Source organism: Stenotrophomonas sp. Y6 (genome assembly GCF_022436665.1).
Taxonomy (GTDB): domain Bacteria; phylum Pseudomonadota; class Gammaproteobacteria; order Xanthomonadales; family Xanthomonadaceae; genus Stenotrophomonas; species Stenotrophomonas acidaminiphila_A.
Genome location: NZ_JAKUKB010000001.1, coordinates 1 through 18,987, shown reverse-complemented (window position 1 = coordinate 18,987; position 18,987 = coordinate 1). Strand labels below are relative to the sequence as shown.

The window sequence follows — 18,987 nt, the reverse complement described above, 5'->3', positions numbered from 1 at the left end:
CTTGAATGGATGTGAGGCGAAACAGCGAGACTGCGAGAGCACAAAGGGATGGAACACGACGGTCGGCCTTCATCGGACTTCCCCCGCCGATCGGACAGGACCGCGCCGGCGTCGCGGTATGAAGGCCGGCACCTCCTGCATGTAGCTCACGTAGTCCTCGCCGAAGCGGCTCAGGCAATCTCTCTCCTCACGACGCGCGAGGCGGGCATAGGCCCACACCAGCACCGGATAGCTGGCGAGCGTGAGCAGCGTGGGCCACTGCAGGAGGAAACCAGTCAGTACGAGTACGAAGGCGACGTACTGCGGGTGACGCATGCGTGCATACACGCCCTCCCGGGCAAGCCGACCCTCACGCTGTGCCCGATACAGCACGGGCCAGGCTGCCGACAGGAGCCAGAACCCGCCGCCGATCAGGATGAAACTCGCCAGGTGGAATGGACCGAAATGCGGATTGGCGCGCCAGCCGAACCACATCTCCAGCAGATGGCCGGCGTCGTGGCTGAGCCAGTTGACCTGCGGATAGTTGGCGCTGAGCCACCCGCCCAAGACGTACAGCGTCAGCGGGAAGCCATACATTTCCGCGAACAGGGCCACGACGAAGGCGGAGAACATACCGAACCCACGCCAGTCCCAACGGGTCAGCGGTTTGTAGAAGCTCCAGGCGAAGAAGACGAAGAACGCGGCGTTGATGGCGGCGAGGAGCCAAAGACCGTAGCCGGAGTCAGGTGCGTGCATGTCGGTGTCCTTCGTTCGAGGTGTCGGACGTTTCGTCGTTCCATGCCCGGTTCCGACGGCTCTGATGGTGGCCATGGGGTGGGTCGTCGGCATTGCCGTCGCGCCCATGACTTCCGTCGCCTCCATGACCGCCATGCCCTTTGTGCATGAACACATGCATCAAGGGACACAGCAGCAAGATGGCCAGCGGCAGCCAGCGGAGCGTCCCCGCAAGGTGGGCGCGGTGCTCGACGCCGAGATAGAACAGGGCCAGCGCCAGGAAGATCCAGAAGACCCAACGTCGGGACCCTGAGGTGGCAGGACCAGGAACAGTCATGGCAAGTTCTCCTGAGTGGGGCGGCGTCCAGGGAGTCGCCCCGGGGTGGACCTGACGAATCCGCCGCCCTCAGCGGCTGCAACGGATTCGATCAATGCGCAGACATCGTCGCCAGTCGGGATGGAGTCCGGCAGCGAATTCCAGGCGTGGACGGCATGCTCCATCCGCCCGTGCATGGCCAGCAGGTTGTCCAGTTGCTGGCGGGTGTCTTCGAGTCTGCGTCGGATGATGTCGCGCACCAGCGGGCAGGGACTCCTTCGCAGAACACTGTGGCGGACGATTTCCTCGATCTCCGCCAGCGTGAAGCCGAGCTGTTGGGCGGTGCGAATGAAGCGCAGGCGCTGGAGCTCCGAAGCCGAGAACAGCTGGTAGCCGCTCTCGGTGTGCCTCGCCGCCTGCAGCAGGCCGCGCCGCAGGTAGTTGCGCACCACATGCACCGTGACATCGCCCTGCCGTGCCAGCTGGCGGACCGTCATCAGCGGCAGCGTCACTTCTTCCTTGGTCGTCATCGGCTTGCTCCCGGCGAGGTGTTGATCAGGCTAGACCTGTGTCTCGCACACAGGTCAACCGGCCTTGCGGTGGGCGAAGCCAGTAATGCGCGAATTGGCCGTAGACGGACGGATGTTCGCGGCCACAGTTGCATGAACCGTCGGTCCCTGCCTGCGTTGAACGGCCCCATCACTACTTCTCCTTGGGTAGTGCGGAGGAGGGGTGCGGCTTCCTGGCCAGCTGCCGCTGCTTGATCAGCGAGTACAGCGCCGGGATCACGACCAGGGTGAGGATGGTCGAAGACACCATGCCACCTACCATCGGCGCAGCGATTCGGCGCATGACTTCCGAGCCAGTACCGCTGCTCCACATGATGGGCAGCAGGCCCGCCATGATCGCGACCACGGTCATCATCTTCGGGCGCACGCGGTCGACCGCGCCTTCGATGATGGCCTCGCGCAGGTCCCGTGAATCCAGTGCCCGGCCTTCGGCCTGCCTCTGCGCGGCACGCGCTTCAAGTGCGTGGTCGAGGTAGATCAGCATCACCACGCCGGTTTCCGCGGCGACGCCGGCCAGCGCGATGAAGCCCACGATCACCGCGACGCTGGTGTTGTAGTCGAGCATCCACATCAGCCAGATGCCACCGACCAGTGCGAAGGGCACCGACAGCATCACGATCAGCGACTCGGTGACACGGCGGAAGTTGAGGTACAGCAGCAGGAAAATCAGCGCCAGCGTCACCGGAACGACGACACGCATCTTCTCCGCGGCACGTTGCATGTATTCGTACTGTCCACTCCAGGTCACGTAGTAGCCAGGCGGGAACTGCACCTGCTCGGTGACCGCTTCCTGCGCAGCCTTCACGTAGCGGCCGAGATCGCTCTCTCGGGTGTCGACGTAGATGTACGCCGCCAGCATCGCGTTCTCGGTGCGGATGCTCGGCGCACCCTTCCTGACCTCAATCCGCGCCAGTTCGCCCAGCGGCACCTGGGCGCCGCCGGGCACCGGCACCAGGACTTGGCTGCCTATCCGGTGCGGATCGTCGCGGAGTTCGCGGGGATAGCGCACGATCGCGCTGAAGCGCTCACGGCCCTGGAGGATGGTGGTGACGATCTCGCCGCCGAGCGCGGCCGCCACCACGTCCTGCACCTCGCCCAGGGTTACGCCGTACTGCGCCAGGCGGCCCAGGTCGGGGGTGATGTCGAGGTAGTAGGCGCCGGTCAGGCGCTCGGCGAACGCGCTGGTCGTCCCCGGCACTTCGCGCACCACGGCTTCGATCTCGGTGGCCAGCGCGTCGAGTTGCTCAAGGTCCGTGCCGAAGAGTTTGATGCCCACGGGCGTGCGGATGCCGGTGGCCAGCATGTCGGTGCGCGCCTTGATCGGCATCGTCCAGGAGTTGGCGACGCCCGGGAACTTCAGCGCCGCGTCCATCTCGGCGATGAGCTTGTCGGTGGTCATGCCGTCCCGCCATTCGTCCTCGGGCTTGAGGTTGATGACGGTCTCGAACATCTCCAGCGGTGCGGGATCGGTGGCCGTCAGGGCACGGCCCGCCTTGCCGAACACCGACTCCACTTCCGGGAAGCCCTTGATGATCCGGTCCTGCTGCTGCAGCAGCTCCGAGGCCTTGGTCACCGACATGCCCGGAAGCGACGCGGGCATGTACAGCAGCGTGCCTTCGTTGAGGGTTGGCATGAACTCGCTGCCCAGCCGCGATGCAGGCCACAGGCTTGCAAACAGGGCGACCAACGCAAACATGATTGTGGCCATGCGATGCCGCAGAACGACGTTGATCACCGGCCGATAGGCCGCAACCAGGAACCGGTTCACCGGATTCTTGTGCTCGGGCACGATCTTGCCGCGCACGAACAGCAGCATGAGTACCGGTACCAGCGTGATCGACAACAGCGCGCCACCGGCCATCGCGAAGGTCTTGGTGAAGGCCAGCGGCTTGAACAGGCGACCTTCCTGAGCCTCCAGGGCGAACACGGGCAGGAACGAGACGGTGATGATCATCAGGCTGAAGAACAGCGCCGGCCCGACCTCGCGACAGGCATCGATGATCAGCTGGGTCCGGCTGCGGGAGCCGTCGGAGCGCTCGATGTGCTTGTGCGCGTTCTCGATCATCACGATCGCCGCGTCGACCATCACGCCAATCGAGATCGCGATGCCGCCCAGGCTCATGATGTTGGAGTTCATGCCCAGCATGCGCATCGCGATCACCGCGATCAGCACGCCGACGGGCAGCATGACGATCGCGACCAGCGCGCTGCGCGCATGGAACAGGAATACCAGGCACACCAGTGCGACGATCAGGCTCTCCTCGAGCAGCGTCGTGCGTAGCGTCTTGATCGCGCGCACGATGAGATCGGAGCGGTCGTAGACCGCCTGGACGCTGACGCCCTCGGGGAGTCCACTCGCAAGCTGGGCGATCTTTTCCTTCACCCCCCCGATCACGGCCAGGGCGTTTTCGCCGAAGCGCGCAATGGCGATCCCGCCCACGACGTCGCCTTCGCCGTCCAGGTCGGCGATGCCACGGCGCTCATCGGGTACCAGTTCGACCCGGGCGACGTCGCCGATCAGCACCGGTGCGCCCCCTTCGGCGCGCAGAACCAGGCTCTCGATATCCTCGATACCGCGCAGGTAGCCGCGGCCCCGCACCATGTACTCGGTCTCGGCCATCTCGATCACGCGGCCGCCGACGTCGCGGTTGCTCTCGGCGATCACCTCGGACACCCGTGAAATCGGGATGTCGAACTCGCGCAGCCGGAGCGGATCAACGGTGATCGAGTACTGGCGCACGAAACCGCCGACGCTGGCGACCTCGGCCACGCCGGGCGCGGTGGTGAGCTGGTAACGCAGGTACCAGTCCTGCATCGCGCGCAGCTCGTCCAGCGAGTGGCGGTCGCTCTGCAGCACGTACTGGTAGACCCAGCCCACGCCGGACGCGTCGGGTCCCAGTGCCGGTGCCACGCCAGCCGGCAGGTTTTTCGATGCGACGTTGAGGTTCTCGAGCACGCGCGAGCGCGCCCAGTACAGGTCCGTGCCTTCTTCGAAGATGACGTAGATGAAGGAGGCGCCGAAGAACGAGAAGCCGCGGACGTCCTTCGACTTCGGCGTCGCGAGCAGGGCGCTGGTCAGCGGATAGGTGACCTGGTCCTCGACCACCTGGGGCGCCTGCCCCGGGTACTCCGTGAACACGATCACCTGCACGTCCGACAGATCCGGTTGTGCGTCCAGCGGCGTCTTCATCAGTGCGTAGATGCCACCGGCGACAATCGCCAGCGCCATCAGCAGCACCAGGAAGACGTTGCGCACCGACCATTCAACGAGACGGCCAAGCATGTCAGTGCCCCTCGTGGCTGGTGGCGGGAGCAGGTGTGCCGTGGTCGTTCATCGTTCCATGGTCGCCATGGCTGTCATGGCCGTCGGACGCGCCAGGATCGCTGGCGGCAGCCGGTGGATCTCCCGATGTCGCCGGTATGGCATGGCCTGCGTGGGGATCAGCGACCTCGTCAACATGACCTGCGTGCGGATCGACGGCGTCCTCACCGTGCCCGGCGTGTGGATCCTCAGTGGTGCCCGAAGGCGCGCCGTGTCCTGCATGACCCTCAAGCCCCTGGAGTGCCGACTGCAGGTTGCTTTCGGCGTCGATCAGGAAGTTGGCGGAGACCACGACCTGTTCGCCTTCGGCGATCCCGTCGAGCACTTCGATGCGATCGCCGCCACGGCGACCCAGGGTGACGTCGCGCGGTGCGAACCGGCCGGGGCCGGTCTCGACCAGCACCACCTGGCGCGTGCCGCTGTCGAGCACGGCCGAGCGCGGAACGGTCAGGACCGGTCCAGCACCCGGCTCCTCCAGCACCACCGTCCCGTAGAGCCCCGGCCGGAGGTCGCCGTCGGGGTTGGGCAGGGCGATGCGCACATCCACGGTGCGCGTCATCGCATCGATGACGGGCTGCACGAAGGTGACCGCGCCCTCGGCCACCTGGCCCGGCAAGGCCACGGTTTCAAAGCGTGCGGGCTGGCCGGGCTGGATGCCCGCGGCCTGCGCCGCCGGGACCTTCGCGATCACCCACACCGTCGACAGGTCCGCCAGGCGCAGGATGGTTTCGCCGGGCTCGAAGCGTGCGCCCTGGACCACCGGCTTCTCGATCACGACCCCGTCCGCGGGCGCGGTGAGCACCAGCCCCGTCTTGCCGAGTTGCGCGTCGCTGATTTCCCAGTTGCGCAGGCGGGTGCGTGCGGCATCGCGCAGGCGGGTCATCGATGCCGCGCTCGCGGGATCGGACCCGGCCAACCTGCGGGCGGTCTCGTCGGCCAGCCGGTATTCCTGCTGCGCCGCCGCCAACTGTGGGCTGTAGACGGAGAGCAGCGGCTGCCCGGCGCGGACGCGCATGCCGGTCTGGTTCGCGTACAGCCGCTCCACCCAGCCTTCAAAGCGGGGCGCGATCGCGTACTGCCGGGTCTCGTCGACCTCGACCGTGCCGCTGGTGCGCACGGTGGCGGACATGGCTCCTCGCTTGACCGCCTCGGTGCGCACGCCCAGCGCCTGCACCTTGTCCGGGGGCAGCACCACCGTACCCGGCGCCGCCGGCGGGGCGTCGTCGGCATAGACCGGGACGTAGTCCATGCCCATCGAATCCTTCTTCGGCACCGGCGACGTGTCCGCCAGGCCCATCGGATTGCGGTAATAGAGCACCTTGCGTTCCGCGGCCGCTGCCTCGGCGGACGTGGCTGCGGTGGGCGAATCGTTCGTGGCGCGGCCCGCCATCCAGCCGACGGCGAGTGCGGCGAGTGCGACGCCGATGGCGAGCGACAGGGTCTGGACACGGGTCATCGGATATCTCCTTCGATGGCGCGCACGGCGGCGGCGCCCAACAGTTCGTCACGCAGTGCATCGACCCGTGCGAGGTCGGCGCCCTGCCATTCATTGAGTGCTTCCAGCAGCGTCCCGAAGTCGACTTCGCCGACCTGGTAGCTGGCCAGCGCGGACTGCCAGGTGGCGTCGGCCTGCGGCAGCAGCGTGTTCTCGATCAGCGCGCGGCGCTCGCGTGCGCTGGTCCACTGCGACCAGGCGGAGGCGCCGCTTTCCTCGACGGCCCGCAACGTGGCATCTCTGCGGGCCAGCGCCGCGTCTTCGAGCAGGCGCGACTCGCGCTCGCGTTCGCGGCGGGCGCGCTGCTGGAACGGGATCTCGACCTCGAGCATCAGCTCGGTGCTTTCGATGCCGTTGCCGTACTGCATCGCACCCACGCCCACGGTGATGTCGGGAAAGCGGTTGCGACGCTGCAGTACCACGTTCGTGCGCGCGGCCTCGGCGCGGGCCTGCTGCGAGCGCACCGCGGGGTGCGCATTTGCGTCATCCAGTGCCTCGGTGAGCGAGGCGCTGTGGACGACGAGGCGCGGCGCCTCATCGGGAGTCGCCAGCGGTGCATCGGAACGGCGTCCCAGCACCGCGTTCAAGGTGGCGGCCGCCTCCTGCTTGGTCGCGAGGCGTTCGATCCGCTCGCGCTGTAGGCTGGTCTGCTCGACCTGGGCGCGGATGGCATCCTGCTGCGCCGCGCGACCCAAGGCGTAGCGCACGCCGGCTATTTCCTCGACCTGCCGGAGCAGGGCGATGCGGCGGTCGAGCACGGCCACGGCCTGATCGGCATGCCAGTAGCGCACGTACGCCGCTTCAGCCTCTGCCAGCAGGTCGCGCGCCGCGGTGATGCGGTCAAGCCCGACCGCGACCGCGTCCTGGCTGGCCGCGGTCCGCGCCAGACCACGCTTGCCCCAGAGCGGGAAGCGCTGACGCAGCGCGTAGTTCACCTCGCGCTCGGCACCGGCGGTGCGCCAGGGCTTGTCCGGATCGAGGCCGCGGAATCCAACCGAGGCCATCGGATCGGGCAGGGCACCTGCGGGAAGGATCCTCGCTTCGGCGGCCTGGGTTTCGAAGTCCATGGCCCGCAGCTCGGGGTTGTGTTCCAGAACCCAGGTGCGGATCGACTCGAGGCTGTGCCCCGGGATGGGTTCGGTGGCGGTCGCGGGCAGCGCCAGCGTCCACAAGCCGCCGGCGAACACGCAGGCAAGCAGGTGCCGGAGCAGTGGCCGACGGCGGAACAGCGGGTAAGGGTGCAGGCGCCTGGCCTGCATCGGGTCGAACAGGGATGCCATATCAGTGTCCTTGGGCCGACGCGACGCAGGTCGCTCGGACGAGGCAGAACACATGCCGTGACGCGCACGGCACGAACGCACAGCACTGCGCCGCACAGAGGCGTGCGGAGCAGTCAGCGTTCGGGCATCAGATCAGCAGGAGAGCCGCTGGATGGGCGGTGGGGCGGTGCCAGGCGGGCCTGGGGGGCGATTCCACCCAGCTGGGCGTGACCCCTGGGCCGGCATCGGCGACCTCGGCCACGACGAACCAGGAGACCCACGCTCCGACAAACAGCGGCGGGACCGGTGGGATGCGCCCACTGTCGGCCGAAATACCCCCCTCGCTGCAGTGCGCGGCACACACCGCCCTGTCCGCCGAGGGAAGCTCCGCGTCGCAGCCGTGGCCGTGGTCGTGGGGGGCATCCGCGCCGGCCGCGACTGCGGCGGCGGGTGTGCCCGGAAGACCCAGGCAGCCGCCATGGCTGGCCAGCGCGAACTGGGACCAGAGCAATGCCGCCATCGCGAGGAGGACGGTGCGCTGGAACCAGCTACGGTGACGACGGCGGATCATGGCTTGAGGTTACCTTTTGCTCGGTCAGATGCAACTGATCCAGATCAATCCGGGGCCAGACCGGAGGTATGGTCCGGCGCGGTCGCCCTTGGTGGTGTCGGAACTGCCGCCGTCTTGGCCAGGCGAAGCGCGTTGGCGACCACCGACACCGAGCTCAAGCTCATCGCAAGCGCCGCGACCATCGGACTCAGCAGGATCCCGAACGCGGGGTACAGCACCCCGGCCGCGATTGGAACCCCCAGCGCGTTGTAGAGAAACGCGAAAGTGAGGTTCTGCTTCATGTTGGCCACCGTGGCCTGCGAGATCTTGCGGGCGCGCAGGATGCCGCGCAGGTCGCCCTTGACCAGGGTGATCTGGGCGCTGGACATTGCGACATCGGTGCCCGTGCCCATGGCGATGCCGACGTCGGACGCGGCGAGGGCTGGCGCGTCGTTGATGCCGTCGCCCGCCATCGCCACCCGCCGTCCTTCGCGCTTGAGGCGCTGCACCAGCTCGGCCTTGTCCTCGGGACGGACCTCGCCATGCACTTCGTCCAGGCCGAGTTCGGCGGCCACGGCGCGTGCGGTGGTGAGCCCGTCGCCAGTGGCCATGATGATGCGCAGCCCGGCGGCCTGCAGCTCGTTGATGGCGACCGCAGCCGACGCCTTGATCGGGTCGGCGACCGCGACAAGGCCCGCGAGGCGCCCGTCCACGGCGAGGAACATGGCGCTTGAACCCTCGCGACGCATCCGCTCGGCCACGTCGACATGCGCGCCGGGATTGGCGCCTAGATCCTCCATCAATGCGGTATTGCCCAAGGCAAGCGCATGACCGGCTACGGTTCCGCGCACCCCCATGCCGGTGACCGAATCGAAGTCCTCCACGCGGTCGAACTCGAAGTTCCGGCGCCGGGCCTCGGCGACGATGGCGTCGGCCAGCGGATGCTCGCTGCCTTGGTCCAGGCTGGCCGCGAGATGCAGCACCCGGTCGGCGTCGAAGCCGTCGAAGGACACGACTTCCTTGAACGCCGGGCGTCCTTCGGTGAGCGTGCCGGTCTTGTCGACGATCAGGGTGTCGATGCGGCGCATGTGTTCGATCGCCTCGGCATCGCGGAACAGCACTCCGACCTGCGCCGCTTTGCCCGTGGCGACCATGATCGACATCGGCGTCGCCAGGCCCAGCGCGCAGGGGCAGGCGATGATCAGCACCGAGACCGCGTTTAGCACCGCGTAGGTCCAGGACGGGTCCGGGCCGAAGAAGCCCCAGATGAAGAAGGTCGCTACCGAGATCGCCAGCACCGCGAGCACGAACCAGTAGGCGACGGTGTCGGCCATCCGCTGCATCGGTGCGCGCGAGCGCTGCGCCTGCGCGACCAGCTGCACGATCTGCGAGAGCACGGTATCGGAACCCACCTTGGCGGCGCGGATCACCAGCGCACCTGTGCCGTTCTGCGTCGCGCCGATGACCTGGTCGCCCGCGGTCTTCTCGACCGGGATCGGCTCGCCGGTGAGCATCGACTCGTCGACGCTGGAGCGCCCTTCCACCACTTCACCATCCACCGGCACCTTCTCACCGGGCCGCACGCGAAGCTGGTCGCCGACGTGCACGTGGGTCAGCGGGATGTCTTCCTCGGTGCCATCGGCATTGAGCCGTCGGGCTTCCTTCGGCGCCAGCCCAAGCAGGCCCTTGATCGCCGCGGATGTCTTCGAACGCGCCCGCAGCTCCAGCATCTGGCCGAGCAGGGTCAGCGACACGATCACCGCCGCCGCTTCGTAGTACACGCCGACGCGCCCGTGCTCGTTGAACGAGGCCGGGAACAACCCAGGTGCCAGGGTGGCGGCCAAGCTGTAGCCAAAGGCCGCTGCTACGCCGATCCCGATGAGCGTGAACATGTTGGGATGGAGGTTGCGGATCGACTGCACGCAGCGTTCGAAGAACGGCCAGCCGGCCCACAGTACGACTGGGGTGGTCAGCAACAGTTCGACCCAGGTCTGCACGTGGATGGACAGCGGCAGGATCTGCACGCCGCCTAGTTCGAGGCTCGGGAGATGCCGGCCGAACATGGCCAGCACGAGCGTCGCCACCGTCAGCGGAAGCGTCCACCAGAACCGGCGGCTGAAGTCGACGAGCTCCGGGTTCGCCTCGTCGTCAAGCCCGGGCATCTCCGGTTCCAGAGCCATGCCGCAGAGCGGGCAGGTACCGGGATGGTCCTGGCGGACTTCGGGGTGCATCGGGCAGATGTACATGGCGCCCGGAACTGCGGCCGCTGGCTCGATCGGCCCGGGGGCGAGGTACTTTCCGGCGTCGGCGACGAACTTCGTGCGGCAGCCAGCCGAGCAGAAATGGTACGTCGTGCCAGCGTTTACGGCGTGGTGGGGCGACGTCTTCGGGTCGACGTTCATTCCGCAGACCGGATCCTTCACCGTTCCGGGAGGCGCGGTTGGCGGACCCCCTTCAGGCGCGCGCCCGCCAGTGCTGCTGCCATGTCCGTGTGCCTGCTGGTGGTGGTCGTGCGTGTTCATGCGTCTTCCTTCGACAAGGCGCCCAGGATCGGGCAGTCCTGGATGCCACCCTGACCGGGGCAGGCAGCGACAAGTTGGCGTAGCCCATCGCGAATGCGTGCGAGTTCATCCAGCTTGCGCTCGACGTCGACGAGGCGTGCCGCCGCCGACGCACGTACCGCCGCCATGTCCTCACCCGACCGCCCGAAGAGCTGAAGCAATTCGCTGATCTCGCGCAACGTGAAGCCCAGCGCCTTGGCGCGACGCACGAAATGCAGGCGCGCCACGTCGGCATCGTCGTAGGAGCGATATCCAGAATCGCGGCGGATAGGGACGGGCAGAATGCCGTGGCTCTCGTAGTAGCGGATTGTGTCGATGGGCACGTGTGTCCGCCTGGCGAGTTGACCTATCTGCATGGGAGCGCTCCGTTGGACCAGATGCCGAGTGTCTGCCCTTGACCATGGTCCAGAGTCAAGTGGTAGTGCCCCCGCGCTGATCCCCGTTGACTTCGGTACCAGCCTCGAGCTGCCGTAGGGACTGCAACCGCTACACAGGACTGAGCGTCCCGAGCATTGAAACAACAATCAGGATCAGGATCGCCAGCGCAGCCTCGGCCGCAACGCTCTGCCGCAAGGCTCGCACCTCCTGCGAGGGATCTCCGCCGGCCAGCGCCCGTTCAAGGCGCGGCACCAGCGTCCATCGGTGCAGCGCTCCCAGGCCCAGCATTCCGCCGAACAGGGCAAGCTTGAACAGCAACAGGTTTCCGTAGGTGCTCTGGACCAGCGCCGACAATGACCACGCGGTGAGATCACCGTAATGCGCGATGCCAGACACGATGAGCGCAGCAACGAAAATCGTTCCCAGCGTCGAGAATCCATGCAGGAAGTCATGCGTTGATCGCAGACGCCCGTTGCCCGCAGCGTCCTTGCCGCGCAGGAGCATTCCCAGGAACATCAGGACCGCTGCGATCCAGCCGCCTGCAGCGAGAAGATGGACGAGGCCCGCAGAGAGCCGGACCGCGCCTGCCACGCCCTCGCCAGCGGCGGCGTGGCCGTTCCATGCCAGCGAGGCGAGGGCGCCGCCCGCCAGCGTCGCCGACAGCGGGTAGGCGGACTCCACCTTCCCGCGGCGACGATGCCACCCGAGCACAAATACCATGGCGATCAGCAGCGCGCCTCTCGCAATGGCTGCGCGGCCTGCGGACGTATCAAGCAGATACCAGCCAAGCGATTCGCGATCAACGTCGGCAATCGGCATTCCCATGATGCCCGCGGTCTTGAAGACGACATCGGCCCCGGTGAGCACGAGACCGACGGCGGCACTCACCAACAGAACGCCCATGAATGGCCACCCGGCCAGGGTGTGGGCGAGTGCCGGTCGACGCAAACCGTACCAACCGAACAGTGGGACGCCGAAAAGAAGCATGAGAACCAGGTATTCCAGGAATCTCAGTGCGTAAGCCGACAGGTCGAACATTCGCGACTCCTCAGCGCACCGTGAAGCTGAAGCTGCCCGGCATGGGGTGGTTGTCACTACCGACCGCGCGGTACTCCACGGTGTAGACGCCCGGAGCAAGCGGACCAGTCAACCTGGCGCGCAGGGTCTTTCCGTTGTTGACGATCTCGGTGGTGAAGTTCTCGATCGGCATGGCGGAGCTGCCGTGCTTCATGAGCAACTTGAGACGCGACGCCCGCGGAATCAGTGTTTCGTTGAACACGAGATCGATCTGGCCTGGAGAGGCCACCACCGCATCTGCCGCCGGTGTGGACTGCTGCAGCGCAGCGTGGGCATGCGCGATCTGCAGCGAGAACTGCCCTGCAGCGATCGCCAGGACGAGCGCGAAGGAGCGGAAAAGGTTTGACGACTTCATGGATTGTCCTCTTTGCGAGTGTGATGCAAGGTCCCGTTCCTGGGGCCGTGCAGTGGTGGACCCGACAGCGTTGGCTGCCTGCTTGTCAGTGAAACAACGGTTCGTCGACTCTTGATGCTTGTGGTTTCGCGAAGTGAGGATCCCGCTGGTTACGGCGGGATCCCCGACGCATCAGGCTGCCATGGCACTACAGCTTTCCGCGCAGCGGCGACAGGCATCGGCGCAGCGCGTCATCTCGGGGTCGTTCATGGCATCGCATGCATCGGCACACTGGCGGCAGATCTCCGCGCAGGCACCGCAAACGACGGAGTGAACGCTGGCGCCACGCAGCATCGCGTCGGCGCTGGTGGCGCAGATATCGGCACACGTCGCCAGCAGGGCGATGTGCTCCGGTGCTGCGTGGGCACCGCCTTTGCCCAGGCAATAGTTGATGGTCTCCAGGCAGATCGCGTGGCATTGCGTGCAGTTGTCGATGCACTCGTTCATGGCCTGAGACCGGTGGTCTTCGGAATGGTGAGTCATGTGGATCTCCTGCTTCATCGCGGACGAGAATCGGCGCGCCCGCAACACCGCCCCCTGTTGCTCTTGCGGATCAATGCTGTGCGAAGGGTTCGGTGGTTCCGTCGTGATGGACCAGCTCGACCGTATACGGCTGCTGGCGTCCTTCCGGGACCTCCATGCCCGGCGAACCGAGCGGCATTCCGGGCAGGACCAGGCCGCGTGCGTCCGGCTTTTCTTCGAGGAGGCGCTTGATGTCCTCGGCCGGGACATGGCCTTCGATGACGTATCCGCCGACCTCCGCCGTGTGGCAGGAGCCCTTTGCATAGGGGACACCCAGGCGCTCCTTGACCGGACCCAGGTCATCCATGTCATGCACATCCACGGTGAACCCCGCCTTCTTCACGTGGTCGATCCAGCTACCGCAGCACCCGCAGGTCGGGGTCTTGTGGACCGTCATGCGTGGCAGGGTAGCGGGAGTCGCGTCGGCCGTTTTCGGGGCGACCTGCGCTGTGGGCGCGATGGTGGATTGCGCGGGTGTAGCCGCCTGGGTGCAGGCACCCAGGCCGGCGACCGCAAAAGCCGCCCACGCCAGTCGGTTCAATCTGCAGGTTTTCATTTCTGGTTCTCCGCTCAGCGCTTGGTCCGCGAGGACCAGTGGATGTGGACGATCCGCCAGCCATCGGCGGTCTGCTTCAGCACCATCGTTTCGGTGCTCTGGACGGTCAGTGGCTTGCCGTCCTTCTGGGCGTGCAGCTCGCTTTCGGTTCCGACCCACGCGAACTCGCCAGCGGTTCGTGCACGCTGACGGAGCAGCTGGCGATGGGCGCCCTTGAGGAACGCCGCATCGCTGACTGCGTGATGGCCCATGTATTCCTCGCGGCTGTGTTCGGCGCCCCCGGACTCGAGGATGAGAACGTCGGCAGCGAGCAGGGCTTCGACCGTGGCCAGATCGCCGCTAGACAGGGCGCTGTTGAAACGCTCCGCTACGGCGACCGCGGCCTCTGCAGTGACTGGGACGTCGACGTTCGCAGATGCCGCGGCAGCGGGGTGATGTGCGTGCGGCTGTGTCGCCTGCGCCATTGCGGGGGACACGACGGCCAGTGCCAGTGCGAGGGTGAACGAGATTGCTGTTGCGTTCATTGCGTGGGCTCCAAGGAGATCAATGGGTGTGCGCATGGCCGTCACCGGCCACGGGCGTGTGTGGTGCAGGGTGCGACTCCACCTTGCCGTTGGGATGGCGGTGGTCCACCAACCCGACTTCCGTGTCGCTGAGTGTCGGGCCGTGGTGATCGTCGTCCACGCCCGGCGGGTGCGCATGCGGCATGGAGTTGTTGCCCGGCTCGGATGGGGCAGGGTGATCCTCGGCCTTTTCGTCGTCATGGTGGCCTTGCGTCTCGCCGCCGCCATGCGAATGACCATCACTGCTGGCCACCAACGCCTGGTAACCGGCCTTGTCCAGCGTGGGCAGCTTCTGCAGGAAGGCCGACATGTTCCAGATGAACTCATCGTCCATGCTGCCGCCCCACGCGGGCATGCCGCTGGCCTTGATGCCGTGCTTGATCACCCAGAACGCCTCAGCTGGAGCGACCGACTGTTTGCTTAGGTTCGGTGGCGCGGGGTACAGGCCCTTGCTCATCTCGGTGGCCGCCGCCTCTGGCGAAAGATGGCAGGTCACGCACATGGCGTTGTAGTTGCCCGCACCCTGGCGGATACGCTCAGGATCATCCAGGTTCGTGGGCACCTGAAGCTTGGCGGCGCGCACCTCAATGGAACGCTCGCGCGCCGTTTCAAGTAGCGCATACACCGGGCGACTATGCGGATCGTCGGCGGCCACGTTGTACACGCCCAGAGAGACCGTGGCAGTTGCCGCGACCGCAACCAATCCCACGCCGGCACCGAGCCATACCCACATCCTTTTGTTGGATTTCATTGTCAGTTCCCCTTAGAACCAGGTACGAAGGCCGATGACCAAGCGCGTGTCTTCAAAGGACTCGCCATGCTCGCGTCGCATGTCTGCGGTATTGCCAAACGCGCGCTCGTACACCACGCCGATGTAGGGAGCGAACTTTCGGGTGAACTCATAACGAAGTCGTAGCCCCGCCTCAGCGGTACTCAGACCCGAACCTATCCCGCGCAATGGATCGTTCTTGCCATAGGCGGTGACTTCCACCAGCGGCTGCAAGATCAGCCGGTTGGTTAGCAGCAATTCGTACTCGGCCTCGACATTGGCGGCAGTCTGGCCCCCTTCGCCGAGATAGGCTGTGGCGGACACTTCGAACTTCATCGGCGCCAAGCCCTGTACACCGATAGCGGCGAAGTTTTGAGATGCCCCAGGCTTGAAGTCATGACGCACACCGGCCACCACATCCCACCACGTGGAGATACTGCGGCCGTAGAGCACTTCCAGATCAGCCGACTCGGTCTGACCATCCGTGCGTTCGCCTTCACTGCGGAGCCAGACGCGATTGAGGTCCGTACCGATCCAAGCCTGGCCCTCCCAGCCCAGCCCGGTGCCCGGATCGGCATCCCAGGCTTCCAGGCGATTGAGCAGCACGTAGCTCTTGATCGAGTTGTCATGCACCGGATGCGCGTGTTCCGGCGCGATGGCCGCCTTGCGATCCGCGTCCGTCACCGCGGGTATCGGGGTGCGCGGCTGCGTTGGCACTGCAGGCCCGTGTCCCATCTGACTGTGGTCCATGCCCTGCATCGACTGTGTCTGCGCTTTGGGCGTTGCGGGCGTGCTCGGAGGCGCGCCGTGCCCCATCTTGGAATGGTCCATCCCCTGCATCGCAGGCGTGGCCGTACTAGAGGTGTCGGCTGCAGCGGGCTGTGCCATCTGACTGTGATCCATGCCCTGCATCGACTGCGCCTGTGCTGTGGGCGCCGCAGGTGTGCTCGCGGGCGAGACGTGCCCCATTTGCGAATGGTCCATGCCCTGCATGGCAGGCTCGGCTGCTTTAGCCTGCGGCGCGGCGTGGCCCATCGTCGCATGATCGATCGTCGCTTCGCTCGGCTTGGCCGGTGTTGCAGGCTTTTGGGCTGGCGCAGGTTTTGATGTCGGCGCCTGTTGTGCAGAGTGATCCTGAGTCTGGGTCTGCGCGCCCTGCTCCATCGGCATGGAGCCGTGCTGCATGGATTGGGCGCTGGCCGCATTGGCCAGGGCCAGCGAGATAGCCAGCGTCAGCGCAGTCAGGGTGGTATCGCGTCTATTGATGTTCATTCGTCGACCCTCACCGTGCGCATCATTCCGGCTTCCATGTGATAAAGCAGGTGGCAATGGAACGCCCAGCTGCCCAACGCATCGGCACGCACGCGATACGTGCGTCGGCTACCCGGCGGCATATCCACCGTGTGCTTGCGCACCATGAAGTTGCCGTTGTCGTCCTCCACGTCACTCCACATGCCGTGCAAATGGATGGGATGGGTCATCATCGTGTCGTTAACCAATACGATGCGCATACGCTCGCCGTAGTTCAGCCGCAGCGGCTTGACATCGGAGAACTTCTGACCGTTGAAGCCCCAGGAGAATTTCTCCATATGTCCGGTCAGATGCAGCTCGATCTCGCGACCGGGGTCGCGTCCGTCAGGGTCTTCAAAGGTGCTCTTGAGCATGGAATACGTCAGTACATGACGGCCGTTATCGCGCAGGCCATTACCCGGATCATCCAAGCGCGAACTCACGCTCATGGCCTGGTTGTCCAACAGGGGATTGTTGGTCTCGCTGGCAGGGTGTGATTGCATGCCCCCGTGCTGCATGCCTGCCATGGCACCATCGCCGGCGGCGGGCATCGCATGGCCTGCATGGGCCGAGGTCGCGTTACCGCTGGCAGGTGGGGTCATGCCAGGCATGCCCATGGCCGCACCACAGCCGCCTTCCATGCCCTTGCTGCCGCCAGACATATCCATCGATCCATGATCCATGCCCATGTCTGCCATCGTCAGCAGCGGCCGGGGATCCACAGACGGAACGGGCGCGCGTAATCCTTCGCGCACGGCGAGCGTGCCGCTGACGTAGCCGGTGCGACCGGAGTCTTGGGCAAAGATGGTGAATGCGTCCTGCCCGGAGGGCTCCACGATCACATCGAAGGTTTCTGCTACCGCGATGCGGAACTCGTCGACGGAAACCGGATGGACATACAAGCCATCTGCTGCCACCACGGTCATCTTTAGCCCCGGAATACGCACATCGAAGTACGTCATGGCAGAGCCATTGATGAAACGCAGGCGCACCTTCTCGCCACTGCGGAACAAACCGGTCCAGTTGCCCAGCGAGGTCGTGCCGTTCATCAGGTAGGTGTAGGTGTTGGCGTTGACGTCGGACAGATCCGTGGGCGTCATCCGCATCACGCCCCACATCTTGCGATCTTCCAACGTGGCCGACAGGCCGTTGCGCTTCACATCGCGCGCAAAATCGCCGACCGTGCGCTTGTAGTAATTGTCATGGCCCGGCATCTTCTTCAAACGATCGAACAGGGCCGTCGGGTCCAGGTCTGTCCAATCGCTCAGCATCACGACGTAGTCGCGATCGAAGCTGAAGGGCTCCGGCTCCAATGGGTCGATGATGATCGGGCCATAGAGCCCGGCTTGTTCCTGGAACCCCGAGTGGCTGTGGTACCAGTAGGTGCCGCCCTGATGCAGGGTGAACCGGTAGTGGTAGGTCTCACCACGTCCGATACCGTCAAAGCTCAGGCCCGGCACGCCGTCCATGTTGGCCGGCAAAATGATGCCGTGCCAATGGATGGAGGTGTCCGCGCCATGGAGGGAGTTAGCGGGCAATGCATTGGAGACACGCAGGTTGACCGTGGTGCCTTCCCGCCAACGCAGCAACGGCGCCGGAACGGACCCATTGACGGTGATCGCGGTGCGGGTCTTGCCGGTGAAGTTCATCGGCGTCTCGCCGATGGTTAGGTCAAACTCGGTGCCCGATAGTACGTTGGGTTGTCCCGGGCCCTTGAGCGCCCAACTGGCTTTGGGCCAGAAACCTAATCCTGCGACTGCGCCTCCCAAGGCCAAGCCCTGGACAAATCGCCGCCGCGAAGGTAGCAGCGGCGGTCCACCGTGTGGACCACGAAAATCATCATGCGACATGAAAATGCTCCAAGCGTCGTGTTGCCACCGGCGGGCGGTGGTACAGAGCGGGCGGCTGGCCTATAAATAGGCATGCAAGCCACACCAACGGCGCCATTGCGGCGCTTAGGGACGCTTAGCCGATCGGTGGTCGGATCAGATGAGGCAAGGCAGGTGCCGCATGCCCTAGGGGCAGCGGCATGACATCCAGGCCCAAGGCCAGTTGCACCGAAACATGCAGGCGCGCCGGAAGTGCGCTCGCGCACGCGTGTACGCAGGCGCACCGGCACGCAGAAGACTTGCAACAGTCGGGACCGGCATGGTCGCCATGCCCAGTGCCAGCCCTTTCAATCGAGGTGGCATCGGGATGATTCTCAGCACTGTGATGGGCGACGCAGTCTTCGTCGCCTTGCACCGCGGCAGCCACTTCGCTGGCCTGCGCTTCCATGGCCGGGTTCATACTGATCGACGCAAATGCCGACCACGCGCCGTTAAGCACGAGCATGACGATCAGGAGCAGTCGCAGTAGAAGTGAGGAGGCTGACACGGGCGACATTGTAAATCACTTTAGACAAGGCGCGTGTGTATCGGTCGTGAACAAAATCTCAAGTAGGCCTGAGATGCCGCCACTTGTCAGTCGCACTAGTCACGGCCACTGCAGCTCCCTCCAGGAGCGCCCAATGGGCGGGTTGAGGCGCGACGTCCCCCCGGTTTTGAGTAGCACGGCGATTTGGAGTCCAATCCCGCAACCCAAGGAGATTGGACGTGAAGAAGCGTTTTACCGAGGAACAGATCATCGGCTTCCTGCGTGAGGCCGATGCCG

Annotated in this window: 18 protein-coding genes; all 18 read right to left on the bottom strand. The window is 65.6% G+C overall.

Going from position 1 to position 18,987, the window contains the following annotated elements; genetic code table 11:
• Positions 1–69: 69 nt before the first annotated feature.
• Positions 70–735, bottom strand: a complete 666-nt coding sequence (locus MKP15_RS00090) for an isoprenylcysteine carboxylmethyltransferase family protein (RefSeq protein WP_240211422.1) — start codon at positions 733–735, stop codon at positions 70–72.
• Positions 722–1,051 carry a DUF2933 domain-containing protein gene (locus MKP15_RS16950; RefSeq protein ID WP_081759952.1) on the bottom strand — a complete coding sequence of 110 codons (330 nt, stop codon included), beginning with the start codon at positions 1,049–1,051 and terminating at the stop codon, positions 722–724. The genes MKP15_RS00090 and MKP15_RS16950 overlap by 14 nt, the downstream gene beginning before the upstream one ends.
• A complete protein-coding gene (locus MKP15_RS00080) occupies positions 1,048–1,560 on the bottom strand; it encodes a MerR family transcriptional regulator (protein WP_240211421.1) in 513 nt (170 codons plus the stop codon). The genes MKP15_RS16950 and MKP15_RS00080 overlap by 4 nt, the downstream gene beginning before the upstream one ends.
• 172 nt (positions 1,561–1,732) lie before the next feature.
• Positions 1,733–4,882, bottom strand: coding sequence for a CusA/CzcA family heavy metal efflux RND transporter (locus MKP15_RS00075; RefSeq protein ID WP_182335399.1), 3,150 nt, complete (start codon positions 4,880–4,882; stop codon positions 1,733–1,735).
• Between the two features lies 1 nt (position 4,883).
• Complete coding sequence (locus MKP15_RS00070) at positions 4,884–6,377, bottom strand: efflux RND transporter periplasmic adaptor subunit (RefSeq protein WP_055765270.1); 1,494 nt, start codon at positions 6,375–6,377, stop codon at positions 4,884–4,886.
• Complete coding sequence (locus MKP15_RS00065; RefSeq protein WP_240211420.1) at positions 6,374–7,696, bottom strand: TolC family protein; 1,323 nt, start codon at positions 7,694–7,696, stop codon at positions 6,374–6,376. The genes MKP15_RS00070 and MKP15_RS00065 overlap by 4 nt, the downstream gene beginning before the upstream one ends.
• Positions 7,697–7,823: 127 nt before the next feature.
• On the bottom strand, positions 7,824–8,246 hold the full coding sequence (locus tag MKP15_RS00060; protein ID WP_240211419.1) for a hypothetical protein: 423 nt from the start codon (positions 8,244–8,246) through the stop codon (positions 7,824–7,826).
• A 44-nt stretch (positions 8,247–8,290) separates the two neighbouring features.
• Positions 8,291–10,747 carry a heavy metal translocating P-type ATPase gene (locus MKP15_RS00055; protein ID WP_275692429.1) on the bottom strand — a complete coding sequence of 819 codons (2,457 nt, stop codon included), beginning with the start codon at positions 10,745–10,747 and terminating at the stop codon, positions 8,291–8,293.
• Positions 10,744–11,142: a heavy metal-responsive transcriptional regulator gene (locus tag MKP15_RS00050; protein WP_240211418.1), complete on the bottom strand. Its 399-nt coding sequence runs from the start codon at positions 11,140–11,142 to the stop codon at positions 10,744–10,746. The genes MKP15_RS00055 and MKP15_RS00050 overlap by 4 nt, the downstream gene beginning before the upstream one ends.
• A gap of 130 nt (positions 11,143–11,272) precedes the next feature.
• Positions 11,273–12,202: a copper homeostasis membrane protein CopD gene (gene copD, locus MKP15_RS00045; RefSeq protein ID WP_144889432.1), complete on the bottom strand. Its 930-nt coding sequence runs from the start codon at positions 12,200–12,202 to the stop codon at positions 11,273–11,275.
• Between the two features lie 10 nt (positions 12,203–12,212).
• Entirely contained in the window at positions 12,213–12,596 is a 384-nt protein-coding gene (gene copC / locus MKP15_RS00040; protein ID WP_240211417.1) for a copper homeostasis periplasmic binding protein CopC, read from the bottom strand.
• A 171-nt stretch (positions 12,597–12,767) separates the two neighbouring features.
• On the bottom strand, positions 12,768–13,118 hold the full coding sequence (locus MKP15_RS00035) for a four-helix bundle copper-binding protein (protein ID WP_240211416.1): 351 nt from the start codon (positions 13,116–13,118) through the stop codon (positions 12,768–12,770).
• Positions 13,119–13,188: 70 nt separating this feature from the next.
• Positions 13,189–13,713 (bottom strand): DUF411 domain-containing protein, encoded by a 525-nt coding sequence (locus MKP15_RS00030; RefSeq protein ID WP_240211415.1) that lies wholly within the window; start codon positions 13,711–13,713, stop codon positions 13,189–13,191.
• Between the two features lie 14 nt (positions 13,714–13,727).
• Entirely contained in the window at positions 13,728–14,237 is a 510-nt protein-coding gene (locus MKP15_RS00025) for a nuclear transport factor 2 family protein (RefSeq protein WP_240211414.1), read from the bottom strand.
• 19 nt (positions 14,238–14,256) lie between these two features.
• Positions 14,257–15,027, bottom strand: coding sequence for a cytochrome c (locus tag MKP15_RS00020; RefSeq protein WP_240211413.1), 771 nt, complete (start codon positions 15,025–15,027; stop codon positions 14,257–14,259).
• Between the two features lie 12 nt (positions 15,028–15,039).
• The gene (locus tag MKP15_RS00015) at positions 15,040–16,317 is read right to left on the bottom strand and encodes a copper resistance protein B (protein WP_017354984.1); all 1,278 of its coding nucleotides are present in this window, start codon (positions 16,315–16,317) and stop codon (positions 15,040–15,042) included.
• Positions 16,314–18,185, bottom strand: coding sequence for a copper resistance system multicopper oxidase (locus tag MKP15_RS00010; RefSeq protein ID WP_017354985.1), 1,872 nt, complete (start codon positions 18,183–18,185; stop codon positions 16,314–16,316). Before MKP15_RS00010 ends, MKP15_RS00015 begins: the two co-directional genes overlap by 4 nt.
• A 115-nt stretch (positions 18,186–18,300) precedes the next feature.
• Entirely contained in the window at positions 18,301–18,720 is a 420-nt protein-coding gene (locus MKP15_RS00005; protein WP_080354476.1) for a CopL family metal-binding regulatory protein, read from the bottom strand.
• Positions 18,721–18,987 lie beyond the last annotated feature (267 nt).